Genomic DNA, 13206 nt, shown 5'->3' with positions numbered 1-13206 from the left:
TTACTCTTTTCGCGCTCCATAATAACGTTTACATGCGGGCATAGCTCAGGTATTGCGTTCTGTAAATGATCATGCTATAATCATTATTGCTGCGGAAAGGTACCCAAGAGGCCCAAGGGGGCTGACTCGAAATCAGTTAGGCGTGTCACAGCGTGCGTGGGTTCGAATCCCACCCTTTCCGCCACTAATAGATATTGCTTTGTAATTGTAATTGAATAATTTACTCAACGTGTGTTGAGCTCTATACATGCAAGAAGACCTTCCAGATGGAAGGTCTTTTTATTTCCAATTTTGTTGTCTGATAATCATTTGTAATTAAAAAAACAAAGAGCCCCTAAGGGCTCTTCATTCGGCGATGCATTCGGTTTGTTAGGAAACAATCGGTCGTAACGATCAGAAACTTGGTGTACTGCAAGTAGCAATACTCGTGCTTCAGACAAAGGCCTTACACACAACCATCTTGCTTCTTAAATTACGTGATGAATCTCCAACAGTGAATGTTCGGCTTCGTTGTCCAACGGAACCACACCTCTCTCGTGCATCGCCTGATTGTATTATGTGCATTAGTACGTTTTATATACAGCAGTCTGAAAAAAATCTTTACGATTAGTGGACGCGGGCTTTGGTCAGCTTCTTCCACTTGCGATTCTGATTGCTTGTTTCAGGGAAAGCTTCACCCTTTTGGAGGGTTACCCGTTTCGGATTGTTAATCTCCGTATGAAAGCTCTTCTCACCAACCTCGGTGTACTCGCCATCGTTTGGAGCTTTGTCTCCTGGTTCAAACTCGGTTTTTTCACCCATGATAAAACCTCCTTGGCATAATGGATTTCAATGTTGCTTCTGTAGTGTGCTCCATTGGAGTTATGATCATGTGTAATAAGAAGAGGGAACGTTTGCTTGCATTGAGACGTCATTTTTGTTATATTAATATAGTTCGAGTTTGTGCTCGTTCCTTGCTCTCAACCTAGATTGAGGGCCAGAGTCCATAAGGAGGTGAAAATTATGCGCAAATATGAAGTGATGTACATTATTCGTCCTGATGTTGAGCAAGAAGTTGTTCAAGCTACAGTCGATAAATTCCAAGGCATCATCTCCAACGGCGGTGGTGAAGTTACAGCTCACGACGTTATGGGTAAACGCCGTCTTGCGTATGAGATCAAGAAATTCCGTGATGGTGTTTATGTTTTGGTACACTTCACTGCTGAACCAGCAGTAGTTACTGAACTTGAGCGTCTCATGAAGATTTCTGACGAAGTAATTCGTTATCTCATTACAAACGACGTTAAGTCTGCTTAAGACAACTCGTGATCAACGCACCAATACGCTCTGAAGGAGGGGATTACATTGTTGAACCGTGTCATTCTGATCGGCCGGTTAACCCGGGATCCTGAGTTGCGTTATACTCCAGCTGGAGTAGCAGTTACGCAGTTTACTTTGGCAGTGGACAGACCGTTTACAAGCCAAGGTGGAGAAAAGGAAGCGGATTTCATTCCGGTCGTAACCTGGAGACAGCTTGCTGAGACTTGTGCAAACTATTTGCGCAAAGGACGCCTAGCTGCAGTCGAAGGACGCATTCAAGTACGGAATTACGAGAATAACGAAGGAAAACGTGTATACGTGACCGAAGTCATTGCCGATAACGTCCGTTTCTTGGAGTCAGCTAACCGTGATAATAACGGTGGCGGCGGTGGGCAACCGATGCGTGAAGAGCCTTCTTACGGAGGCGGCGGGCGCGCGAACAATAATAATAATTCGCGTAGCAACAATCAGGATCCTTTTTCCGATGACGGAAAACCGATTGATATATCGGATGATGATTTGCCATTTTAACGTGAGCCGATACTCTAATGAGATATGGGTTACATGATAGGAAAGGACTGAAAAGCATGGGCTTCAAGCAAAGAGAAGGCGGAGACAACGATAAAAGACCGGCACGTCGTGGCGGCCGTAATAAACGTCGTAAAGTGTGCTTCTTCACAGCTAACAAAATTACTCACATCGATTATAAAGATACGGACTTGCTTCGTAAATTTATCAGCGAACGTGGAAAAATTTTGCCACGCCGTGTAACAGGTACTAGCGCTAAATATCAACGCATGCTGACGATTGCCATCAAACGCTCCCGTCAAATCGCATTACTGCCATACACAACTGAGTAGTCTTACTCAGCATGGATACAAAGCAGTCGGCTTATAGCCGGCTGCTTTTTTGCATCTAAAAATACATTAATGGTGTGCTCTCCTGGTAGTTGGATCTAGTAAGGAGTTGCGACGATAGAAGCAATTAAGGCGTAAATGATTTATAATAGAGTCTAATATATTGCTGATATCAGATAGCGTGAGTATGAACGAATATAGATTCCACCATCAGGAGAGAGCATGAATACATCTAAACGTAAAGTAAAACAGAGACGCAAGAGTAGTCTGCGATTTTGGATCGTAGCTACGTTGTTGCTTTCCATTATATATGTGTGGTTACAGCAAAAAGGAGACACCTATGATATATGGCCACGAACCAACGTACAAGAAGCAGTGCCGATTACAGGACTCCACCCGGTCGTAGCGGAAAGTGAGAAGTTGTTGGTTCGAAAGGCGGCTAGACGAGGAATTGAAGTTGTGATTACACATGATTTTCGCAGCATTGATGAACAAGATGCCCTCTATAATCAAGGACGCTCTCTTTCCGGAAATATCGTTACCAACGCCAAAGGGGGAGAGTCCTATCACAACTATGGTTTGGCCATTGATTTTGCGTTACGGACTCCTGAAGGAGATGTAGTGTGGGATATGGAACGTGATGATAACGGCAATGGAAAGGCAGATTGGCTGGAAGTTGTGGACCTTGCCAAAGAACTAGGGTTTACATGGGGAGGAGATTGGGCTAACTTCCCGGATTATCCTCACTTGCAGATGGACTTTGGATTAAGCATCAATGATTTGAAGCGTGGGAAAAGACCTCCGAATTCACAGTAAATACGATATTATATATACATCTATATGTATAAATATTAGAAAAGCCATGCATTTTGCAGGGCTTTTTGCTTTCTTTTGTAAAATAATTGATAAAAGATGACAATTTGTTCTTTACATAAGCGATTAAATGAAACTATACTATAATAACTAGAAATTTAACTTCAATCCTTTAGTAATATCTAAATTACACCTCTAAAAGTACAAAATTTGGATAGAAATCAATTTTGCTCCCAAATGAAATATGTCCTCTACAATTCCCTCATACCTAACATAATAGTTTGTTATATCTATAATTCTAACATTTAACTACACTCGTTATGTAATGATAATGTCATGTATTTAGATAATCGGTAATTTTTAAGATTCAAACTCTACCATTGAAAATATGCAATTGACTCTGGATTCCCTTGATTTATTCCCTTTAAAGTATAACTAATACCCAGAACTGTGCTATAAAAAACATTTATACCATAAATCTCAAAATAAGCATTGACGTCACCTAAATTTACACGTATGATTACATTAATTATTTTGTATTATAATCCCGCTAGGAATTGTCAGCATTAATTGACCAACGGTCTAAATAGCAGTGTCAAAAATGGATTCTCCTAATGATTTGGTATTTTGTATACACTTTCGTTCGTTATCTTCAAGAACATGGAAATATACAGTGGATGCATTCTTCTACACATGAATAAGTCTGCGGAAATTATGGGGTTAGGGTGATTGATTTGAATACAGAGCTATTGGAAGTCAGAAATCTAACTACATCATTCAGAATTGAAGATGACTATTATGCAGCAGTTGATCACGTTAACCTTACGGTTAAAAAGAATGAAGTACTGGCTATTGTGGGAGAATCAGGATCGGGCAAGAGTGCTTTTGCTTTTTCGATAATGGGTCTGCATAACAAAGCCAAAATTGATGGGGAGATTCTGTACAAAGGGCAGAATATTGCTGGTATATCCCCCAACAAATTAAACAAACTCCGCGGTAAAGAAATGGGGATGATCTTTCAGGACCCACTTTCCGCATTAAATCCTCTGATGGTGATCGGTGAACAGATCGAAGAGATTCTGACACTGCATCAACCCAAGCTATCTTCGAAAGAAAAGAAAGACAAAGTAATTGATTTACTCAACCAAGTAGGGATTCCGCGTCCCGAACAATTATACAAGCAATATCCTCACGAACTATCGGGTGGTATGAGACAAAGAGTTGTTATCGCGATTGCGATTGCCAATAAACCTGAATTGCTGATTGCTGATGAACCAACGACAGCGCTTGACGTTACAATCCAACTACAAATTCTGGAGCTTATCCGCGAATTGAAGAACGAGATTAACGCAGGAATCATCCTGATCACGCATGATCTGGGAGTCGTTGCCGAGATGGCTGATCGCGTGGCAGTTATGTATGCAGGTGAAATTGTTGAGATTGCCGATATCTATACTCTAATGACAGATGCCAAGCATCCATATACACGGTCTCTACTAAACTCTATTCCTACCATTTCTGAAGAAAAATCGAAGCTTCATGTCATTCAAGGCATTGTTCCTTCACTGAAAAATCTTCCTCGCCAAGGGTGCCGATTCAAGGCTCGAATTCCATGGATAAGTGATTCGGCTCATGAAGAAAACCCACAGATGCATGAAATTGCGCCAGGTCACTTTGTACGATGTACCTGTTATCAGCACTTTCATTTCCCTGATCAAGCTGAGGAGGAATAACATAATGGCATTACTCGAAGTAGAAGGACTAAAAATACACTTTCCGATTCGCGGAGGGTTGATCAAGCGTGAAATTGGTAACATCAAAGCGGTTGACGATGTGAGCTTCTCCATTGAGCAGGGGCAAACGTACGGTCTTGTAGGTGAGTCAGGCTCAGGTAAAACGACTACGGGTAGAGCCATTATTGGTCTGAATCATGTAACGGCTGGAAAAATTCTTTTCAATGGAAGAGATCTTGCTACCGAGCGACGTAAAGATCGACAACTTCAGCGGGATGTGCAGATGATCTTCCAAGATCCGTACTCTTCGTTGAATCCCAAGAAACGGGTTATCGACATTATTGCTGAACCATTCCGTAATTATGAGCGACTGACGGCTACGGAAGAGAAACGTCAGGTCCGAGACCTTCTGGAGAAGGTCGGATTGAGTCCCGAATCGATCTATAAGTATCCTCATGAGTTTTCCGGGGGCCAGCGGCAACGGATTGGTATCGCTCGTGCGATTGCATTGAAGCCGAAGCTGATCATCGCAGATGAGCCAGTATCCGCACTCGATGTATCTGTACAAGCTCAGGTGCTTAACTTCATGCAGGAAATTCAAAAAGAGTTGAATCTGACCTATCTGTTCATCAGTCACGATCTTGGCATTATCCGCCATATGTGTGATCAGATCGGAATTATGTATAAAGGTCGGTATGTTGAGCAAGGCACAACGGATGATATTTTTGAGAATCCACAACATATCTATACCAAGCGTTTAATTGCAGCCATTCCGGATATGGACCCAACCAAACGTGAAGAAATGGTAGCCTTCCGTCAGCAGGTCAAATCCGAGTATGAAAATTCATACCGAAATTTCTTTGATGAGGAAGGGCTGGCATACTCGCTCCAATCCATTTCCGATACTCACCGAGTAGCTCTACCTCAGAAAGGTTGAAGACCATATGTGGAAAACGATAATACGCAGAATTATCATTATGATCCCTCAGATCTTTTTGCTTAGCCTGCTGGTCTTTCTGATGGCCAAGGCGATGCCTGGGGATGCACTTACCGGATTACTCGATCCGAGTATTGATCCAAAAGCGCTGGAGGAACAGCGGGAACGACTGGGATTAAACAATCCATGGTATATACAGTATTGGGATTGGATCAAAAATGCTGTACAAGGCGATTTCGGACAATCTTTCCGATTCAAAATGCCAGTATCTGATTTGATTGGTCAGCGTGTAGCCAATACGTTCTGGCTTGCACTGGCGACACTCGTGTTCACTTATCTGATTGCCATTCCACTTGGCATTATCAGTGGTCGTTACAACGATACTTGGTCTGATCGGTTGATCACAGGTTACACCTACCTGGGCTTTGCAGCCCCGTTGTTTATCTTCGCACTAGTGATGTTATGGATTTTTGGATTCCATTTTGGCTGGTTCCCAACCGGGGGAAGCGTGGAACCTGGACTTACGCCAGGCACATTCAGCTATATAACAAGCAAATTCTATCATTTGTTATTACCGTCACTATCCATGGCATTAATTGCAACAGTATCTACCGTCCAATACTTGCGTAGTGAAATTATCGATATCAAGCACAAAGAATTCGTTCTTACTGCGAGAGCCAAGGGCGCCTCGGAATCTCGAATCTACAACAGGCATATTTTAAGAAACTCCTTGTTGCCGATCGCCGCATTTTTCGGTTATGAGATTACGGGACTTATCGGAGGTACCATCTTCATTGAGAGTATATTCAGTTATCCAGGTATGGGACAGTTGTTCCTGAATTCCATTTCTCTTCGGGATTTCAGTGTAGTAACTGCACTCGTTCTGTTATATGGCATAGCTACAATCCTGGGATCGTTGCTGTCTGACATTATTCTGGGTATCGTTGATCCGCGTATACGGATCAAGTAAGAACTTGAAGATTTCGGGGTGAAAATAAGATGAGCAAGGCCAATGATGTCGTTATAACTTCACAGAAGATTGATAAGAGCCCCTCCAGCTTGAGTATCTTGTGGCGGGAGCTTGTCAGAGATAAGGTGGCACTAATCTCGCTCATATTTTTGGGACTGGTCATACTGCTGGTCTATGGTACTTCTTTGATCCTGGATCAAGCTGAAATTGTTAAGGTAGATTTGTTCGCTTTGTATGAGCCGCCTTCCGCGCAGTATTGGCTGGGAACTGATTACGGCGGTCGTGACGTATTCGGACAACTAATAATCGGTACACGTAACTCTCTAACCATTGGTATTATCGTCACGTTAATGACTGGTTGTATAGGTATCCTGGTTGGTCTGTTATCCGGTTACTTCGGTGGAATGATCGATAACTTGTTTATGCGCGTTGTTGATTTCTTCATGATTCTTCCGATGCTGATGATTGTTATCGCGTTTGTTACTGCAGTACCCAAATATAATATTGTATCTTTCTCATTAATCATGACAGCCTTTCTCTGGATGGGGATTGCCAGGTTGATCCGCTCCAAGGCATTACAGGAACGGGAACTGGACTATGTAAAAGCTTCAAAAACATTAGGTTCGTCCCATCTGAAGATTATGCTCTCACAGGTACTTCCTAATCTTAGCTCGATAATCATCGTAACGATGACGTTGAATCTCGCTGCCAACATTGGCCTCGAATCGGGTCTGTCCTTCTTGGGATTTGGATTCCCGGAAAGTACACCCAGTCTTGGAACACTCGTAAGCTATGCTCGTAATCCGCAAACACTGGAATACAGATGGTGGATATGGCTACCTGCGTCAGTACTTATTCTGGTATTGATGTTGAGTATAAATAATGTCGGACAGGCCCTGAAGCGTGCGACTGATGCAAGACAAAGAAGAGGTTAAAAAAGGGAGGAAAGGTTCATGAAAAAGGGATTATTTTCACGGGGACTATTTTTCACGATGATGTTGGTCTTCGTACTTGCGCTTGCGGCGTGCTCGGAGAAAGAGGCGGCAACACCAACGCCTTCTACGAACACAGGGGAAAAGAAAACAGAGGAGAAGCCTACTAAAGAAGAGGGCGTTTACTCTATCGAAGATTTCAACAACGTCAAAACGAATGAAGGCACTGCAATTGAGGGTGGGTCCATCACATATGGACTGGTATCCGATACTGCGTTTGAAGGAACATTGAATTTTAACTTCTACTCCGGTAATCCGGATGCAATGGTTCTGCAATGGTTTGACGAAGGTTTGCTGACTTGGGACAAAGACTATGTATATACCAACGATGGTGCAGCAACTTATGAAACATCGGAAGATGGAAAAACGTTCACACTGACCATTCGTGATAATGTAAACTGGCATGACGGCAAGCCTGTAACGGCTGAAGATTTGCAGTTTGCTTATGAAGTTATCGGTAACAAGGCTTATGATGGTCCACGTTACGATTCCAACTTTACAAGTGTAGTAGGTATGGATGATTATCACGCTGGAAAAGCAAAAACGATCTCTGGAATCAAGGTGCTTAGTGATAAGAAAATTAGCATCACGTACAAGGAGTCTACACCTTCCCTGCTGACAGGTGGCGTATGGACGTATCCACTGGCTAAACATATCTTCGGTGATATGGATGTAGCGAAAATGTCTTCTTCCAAAGAAGTACGTGAAAAACCAATCGGTTTTGGTGCATTTAAAGTGGAAACAATCACTCCAGGTGAGTCTGTAACTTTCGTTAAAAACGATGACTACTGGCGTGGAGCTCCAAAACTGGACAAAGTGACTTTGAAAGTAATCAACCCAACAACGGTTGTTCAAGAATTGAAATCTGGCGGGGTAGACCTCGTGGATTCATTCCCGACAGATCAATATAAAGACAATGCCAATATGTCCAACGTTGAATTCCTGGGTGCAATCGATCGTGCTTACACCTATATCGGTTTCAAACTGGGCACATGGGATGCTGACAACGGCAAAGTTGTAACAAATGCTGAAGCAAAAATGGGAGATAAGAATCTGCGTAAAGCCATGTGGATGGCTGTAGATAACGATCAAGTTGGCAAACGTTTCTATAACGGTCTGCGTTGGAATGCAACAACATTGATTCCGCCGTCTCACCCAGAATTCCATGATTCTAACAATCCGGGTGTTGCATATGACCCAGAAGCAGCGAAAAAATTGCTGGATGAAGCAGGTTACAAACTGGATGGTGAATTCCGTACCAAACCGGACGGTTCCCCACTTGAAATTAACTTTGTATCGATGACAGGTGGCGACACAGCTGAACCACTGGCACGTTACTACGTTCAATCGTGGGCAGCAATCGGTCTTAAAGTAAACCTGGAAATGGTTGAGTTCAACAATTTCTATGACCGTGTAGGTAACACAGGTAAAGATGATCCGAATATTGATGTATATCAAGCTGCTTGGGGCGTAGGTATTGACGTAGATCCAGCAGGTCTGTATGGCCGTGATGCACTGTATAACTTCTCCAGATTCTCTAGCGAAGAAAATGACAAATTGCTCGCACAAGGTGTATCTGCTGAAGCGTTTGACGTAGACAAGCGTAAAGAGATCTACAACCAATGGCAGCAGTACATGGTTGATGAAGTTCCTGTATTCCCGACATTGTACCGTGCTGTTGTAGCACCGGTTAACAAACGTGTAATGAACTATGCGATTGGTGACGGAACAGGTTTATATCTGAATGACATTCAAGTTAATGCAGATAAAGCTGCTGTAGCAGAGTAAAAAAACATTAGCAACAATAAGGATTGGGGTCCTTTTAAGAATTCGGTTGCTAGATCTAATTGAAAAGATTCTTCTAGGTATGAATAGAAAAAGTCTTGTAAAACATGGATTCCGTACACTCTGGCATGGGGGTATGGGGTCCATGTTTTTTTTAGTAACAAAAAAATAAAAAAAATTTAACTTTTTTTATAAAAATTGCAGACAAAATGCCTCTTCACTTCGTCTATATCTGTAAGAGGTGATTTTCCGATGAAAAAATGGTGGATACGGGCAGGAATGCTGCTGGCTCTACTGGTCATTATATATTTGGGTGTAAAACCGGACATGCTGGTGGGCAAACCGGGGATTAAAGCTGAATCTGCTGTATTAATGGATATGAACTCTGAGCAGATTCTAATCAACTTTAACGGTTCCGAAGAAATTGCAACGGCAGGAATCAGTAAATTGATGACAGAACTACTTGTAATGGAGGCCGTGATCAACGGAGAGTTACGTTGGGACGACCCTGTTAATATCAGCTTGTATGCAAGCTCAGTAGGTGGCAGCCACCTGGGTTTGAAACAAGGCGAGCAATTCACTGTGCAGGAGCTATTCCAGATTGTAGCCGTCTATTCCGCGAATGACGCTGCTATTGCTCTGGCTGAACATATCAGTGGGACAGAGCAGACTTTTGCACAAAAGATGAATCAGAAGGCTACAGAGATCGGACTGTCTGACAAGACGGTGTTTACCAATGCAACAGGTTTAAGCGAAAAACTACTTGGTCCGAATCGTCCCAAGGATATACAAGGGCAGACCGTAATGACCGCTGTAGATGCATGCAATCTTGCACGTTATCTGCTGAATAACTACCCCGAAATATTGAGAGTTTCCAGCCAAATGCAGGTGTCGATGCACCAAAAAGGAATGTATATGAGCAACACGAACTGGATGCTGTCCTCTATTGGCGGACCCTATGCTTACGATGGAAACGATGGATTGAAGACCGGATATGATGAGGATTCCGGGTATCACTTCGTTGGAACGGCTGAGCGAAATGGCAAGCGACTGATCTCCGTTGTACTGGGTTCGGATAGTCGTGAGGGACGTTTCATCGAGACACGCAAGCTGTTCAATTATGGGTTTTCCGGTTCAAAGTAAGGGGTAATGGAACTTGGGGGCTCTACGCTGTTAACCTATGGTAGATCATGGTAAAATGATTTACGTATAATTCCAAATTATGATGTAATTCACTTTAAAGGGGGGACTAGCTTGAACGCAATGAGTAAAAAGGTATATGCTCTCACGCTTACTATGGCGATGTCAATCGCTCTGATTCAACCAGCGGTCCAGGCAGCAGAAGCGGCGAAGCCTACGGCGACAATCGCTGAATCCATTGCTTCGAAGGCAACACAGACACTACAGCAACTGGGATACATAGATGGCACAACAGATGGAATGAGAGACTCACAAACGCCAATTACTCGTGCTCAGGCGGCAATCATCCTGCAGCGTGTACTTAAACTGGATGCTCCAGCGTCTCTTACAGGTTTCGCAGATGTATTGGCTAAGGATGAAGCTGCTCCTGCCATTTACGCGCTGAAGCAAAGTGGTCTTATTCAAGGACAAGCCAAAGGATATGCACCAGATGCACCTATCACAAGAGCACAGATGGCATCGTTGTTTACTCGGGCATTTGAACTGAAGGATAATGGCATTCAGGTTGTATACAGTGATATGGCGCAGATTCCGAAGGTACACACGGAGGATGCAATTCGTCTGAAGCAGCATTTTATTATTGAAGGTAGTGCGTTTAACGCCAAAAATTCAGTAACCCATGGAGAGTTTGCTGATGCGCTGTACCTCGCTCTTGGACTTGATGTGCAGTCAGAAGGTCTCACACCTCTGGAAGACTTCTTCAAACAGCCGGCTCAAGCAGGATTCCAAATGTCTCCGGATGGTAAACATCTGGCCTACATGGAGCCTTGGAACAACCGAATGAATATTGTGGTGAAAGAGAATGGTCAGGACAAGTCGGTACGTATCACGAGCGAGACAGAGCGTAGTATAGCGGGATTTGTATGGGCGACAAAAGATAAGATGTTGTATGTAAAGGATGAAGCAGGGGATGAGAACTATCATATTTATGTAACGGATATTGATGGTAAGAACAGCAAGGATCTGACACCATATCCGAATACAAGAGCGATCCTGGTAGACTCTCTGGAGAATATTCCGGATGAAATTCTAGTAGGTATGAACAAACGTGATCCGCGAATCTTTGACGTGTACCGGATTAACATCAAGACAGGTGAGGCTGTGCTTGCTGCAGAAAACCCGGGCAATATTACGGGATGGCTTACGGACCATGAGGGTAAAATCCGTGTGGCCATATCGAATGATGGTAACGTCTCTTCGTTGATGTATCGTGAATCGGAAGATAAACCATTTGAGAATTTGATGACCACCAAGCTGGGAGAAACATTTGCGCCGGTGATGTTCACGTATGATAACAAAAACATCTATGCTGTATCCAATCTGGAGCGGGATAAAACTGCGATTGTTGAATATAGCCCAAGCAGCAAAAAAGTAACGAAAACCATCTATGAAAACAAGGATGTGGATGTATCCAGTTTCGTTCCTTCTAAAGAAAAAGGCACAATCCTTGCAGCTGTCTATGAGACGGACAAGGTTAACTATGAATACTTCGACAATGATTTCAAAAAATTGATGCAGGATATTCAGGCAAAAGTTCCGGGTAAAGAAGTAAGCATTTCAAACATAAGTGAAGAAGGTCAGGTTCTGTTCATTGCGTATAGCGATAAATCGATGGGTACGTATTACTTCTACGATTCCAAGACGGGTAAGCTGGATAAATTAGCTGACGCGGCACCTTGGATTGATGAGAGTAAAATGTCGGATGTCAAACCCATTACGTACAAGTCACGTGATGGCTTAACGCTTCATGGTTATCTGACGCTTCCACAAGGAGCAGAGGCTTCCCAATTGCCTTTGGTAGTTGTTCCGCATGGTGGACCTTGGGCTCGGGACTATTGGGGTTTCAATCCTGAAATTCAATTTCTCGCAAGCCGTGGTTATGCCGTACTACAGGTAAATTTCCGTGGCTCTACTGGATACGGCAAGGAATTCCTGGATGCCGGCAACAAAGAGTGGGGTAAAGCGATGCAGGACGATCTCACAGACGGTGTAAATTGGCTGGTTAAAGAGGGAACGGTTGATGCGAAGCGTGTAGCCATCTATGGTGGATCTTATGGTGGTTATGCTGCACTGGCAGGACTGGCATTCACGCCAGAAGTGTATGCCGCAGGAATTAGCTATGTTGGGCCATCCAATCTGTTCACGCTGCTGGATTCACTGCCACCTTACTGGGAGTCGGAGCGCAACATGTTCTATGAACGTATGGGTGATCCAGAGAAAGACAAGGAGCTGCTGACAGCTGTCTCACCACTGTTCCATATCGATCAGATGAAAGCCCCATTGTTCGTGGTTCAGGGTGCAAATGATCCGCGTGTCAAACAGGCCGAGTCTGATCAGATCGTGGAGGCTCTGCGCAAGCGTGGAGTTGATGTGCCTTATATGTTAAAAGCCAATGAAGGACATGGCTTCGGCAATGTTGAAAATCAACTGGATTTATATCGTGCCATTGAAAAATTCCTGAATCGTCACCTGATGCAGCAATAGTAGCTTAGTTCAACAAGAAGGCCGTCCCACGGGTTCCATTCAACCTGAGGGACGGTTTTATTTTGGAGCAGGGAATTGAATGAATGAGGTATACAAGCATATTAACAAATTGACATATGAAATCGTTCTGTTTTAA

At 43.4% G+C, this 13206-nt stretch carries 12 protein-coding genes and 1 tRNA gene; 12 read left to right on the top strand and 1 reads right to left on the bottom strand.

Annotated elements, in window-relative coordinates; genetic code table 11:
• The first annotated feature begins 93 nt into the window (after positions 1–93).
• Positions 94–184, top strand: a tRNA-Ser gene (locus tag AC3ITG_RS32120).
• Between the two features lie 422 nt (positions 185–606).
• On the opposite strand, the gene AC3ITG_RS32115 is transcribed toward AC3ITG_RS32120, so the two are convergent.
• A complete protein-coding gene (locus AC3ITG_RS32115; RefSeq protein WP_024629533.1) occupies positions 607–801 on the bottom strand; it encodes a YjzC family protein in 195 nt (64 codons plus the stop codon).
• Positions 802–1002: 201 nt separating this feature from the next.
• Between AC3ITG_RS32115 and rpsF the strand changes: the two genes are divergently transcribed.
• The 11 genes from rpsF to AC3ITG_RS32060 all read left to right on the top strand — a co-directional run bounded on the left by rpsF (position 1003) and on the right by AC3ITG_RS32060 (position 13070).
• On the top strand, positions 1003–1296 hold the full coding sequence (rpsF, locus tag AC3ITG_RS32110) for a 30S ribosomal protein S6 (RefSeq protein WP_024629534.1): 294 nt from the start codon (positions 1003–1005) through the stop codon (positions 1294–1296).
• 48 nt (positions 1297–1344) lie between these two features.
• Positions 1345–1830, top strand: a complete 486-nt coding sequence (gene ssb, locus AC3ITG_RS32105; RefSeq protein ID WP_064641449.1) for a single-stranded DNA-binding protein — start codon at positions 1345–1347, stop codon at positions 1828–1830.
• A 56-nt stretch (positions 1831–1886) separates the two neighbouring features.
• Positions 1887–2159: a 30S ribosomal protein S18 gene (rpsR, locus tag AC3ITG_RS32100; RefSeq protein ID WP_017691433.1), complete on the top strand. Its 273-nt coding sequence runs from the start codon at positions 1887–1889 to the stop codon at positions 2157–2159.
• Positions 2160–2378: 219 nt separating this feature from the next.
• On the top strand, positions 2379–2972 hold the full coding sequence (locus tag AC3ITG_RS32095) for a M15 family metallopeptidase (RefSeq protein ID WP_489252460.1): 594 nt from the start codon (positions 2379–2381) through the stop codon (positions 2970–2972).
• Positions 2973–3703: 731 nt separating this feature from the next.
• Positions 3704–4702 carry an ABC transporter ATP-binding protein gene (locus tag AC3ITG_RS32090; protein WP_113053368.1) on the top strand — a complete coding sequence of 333 codons (999 nt, stop codon included), beginning with the start codon at positions 3704–3706 and terminating at the stop codon, positions 4700–4702.
• 4 nt (positions 4703–4706) lie between these two features.
• A complete protein-coding gene (locus tag AC3ITG_RS32085; RefSeq protein WP_413373897.1) occupies positions 4707–5639 on the top strand; it encodes an ABC transporter ATP-binding protein in 933 nt (310 codons plus the stop codon).
• A 7-nt stretch (positions 5640–5646) separates the two neighbouring features.
• Complete coding sequence (gene opp4B, locus AC3ITG_RS32080; protein WP_489252459.1) at positions 5647–6609, top strand: oligopeptide ABC transporter permease; 963 nt, start codon at positions 5647–5649, stop codon at positions 6607–6609.
• Positions 6610–6638: 29 nt separating this feature from the next.
• Positions 6639–7544: an ABC transporter permease gene (locus tag AC3ITG_RS32075; protein ID WP_063567375.1), complete on the top strand. Its 906-nt coding sequence runs from the start codon at positions 6639–6641 to the stop codon at positions 7542–7544.
• Positions 7545–7562: 18 nt separating this feature from the next.
• A complete protein-coding gene (locus AC3ITG_RS32070) occupies positions 7563–9389 on the top strand; it encodes an oligopeptide ABC transporter substrate-binding protein (protein ID WP_489252458.1) in 1827 nt (608 codons plus the stop codon).
• A 249-nt stretch (positions 9390–9638) separates the two neighbouring features.
• Positions 9639–10529: a D-alanyl-D-alanine carboxypeptidase family protein gene (locus AC3ITG_RS32065; protein ID WP_489252457.1), complete on the top strand. Its 891-nt coding sequence runs from the start codon at positions 9639–9641 to the stop codon at positions 10527–10529.
• Between the two features lie 120 nt (positions 10530–10649).
• On the top strand, positions 10650–13070 hold the full coding sequence (locus AC3ITG_RS32060; protein WP_489254565.1) for a S9 family peptidase: 2421 nt from the start codon (positions 10650–10652) through the stop codon (positions 13068–13070).
• Positions 13071–13206 lie beyond the last annotated feature (136 nt).

The sequence above is a fragment of the Paenibacillus sp. GL_099_B genome (genome assembly GCF_057835695.1).
The sequence above is the reverse complement of the archived record's forward strand: the minus strand, read 5'-3'. Positions and strand labels throughout refer to the sequence as shown.

Coding starts and splice junctions, on each gene's coding strand:
- rpsF (WP_024629534.1), top strand. CDS start 1,003: ATGCGCAAATATGAAGTGATGTACATTATTCGTCCTGATGTTGAGCAA.
- AC3ITG_RS32065 (WP_489252457.1), top strand. CDS start 9,639: ATGAAAAAATGGTGGATACGGGCAGGAATGCTGCTGGCTCTACTGGTC.
- AC3ITG_RS32085 (WP_413373897.1), top strand. CDS start 4,707: ATGGCATTACTCGAAGTAGAAGGACTAAAAATACACTTTCCGATTCGC.
- opp4B (WP_489252459.1), top strand. CDS start 5,647: ATGTGGAAAACGATAATACGCAGAATTATCATTATGATCCCTCAGATC.
- AC3ITG_RS32115 (WP_024629533.1), bottom strand. CDS start 801: ATGGGTGAAAAAACCGAGTTTGAACCAGGAGACAAAGCTCCAAACGAT.
- AC3ITG_RS32075 (WP_063567375.1), top strand. CDS start 6,639: ATGAGCAAGGCCAATGATGTCGTTATAACTTCACAGAAGATTGATAAG.
- AC3ITG_RS32060 (WP_489254565.1), top strand. CDS start 10,650: ATGAGTAAAAAGGTATATGCTCTCACGCTTACTATGGCGATGTCAATC.
- AC3ITG_RS32070 (WP_489252458.1), top strand. CDS start 7,563: ATGAAAAAGGGATTATTTTCACGGGGACTATTTTTCACGATGATGTTG.
- rpsR (WP_017691433.1), top strand. CDS start 1,887: ATGGGCTTCAAGCAAAGAGAAGGCGGAGACAACGATAAAAGACCGGCA.
- AC3ITG_RS32095 (WP_489252460.1), top strand. CDS start 2,379: ATGAATACATCTAAACGTAAAGTAAAACAGAGACGCAAGAGTAGTCTG.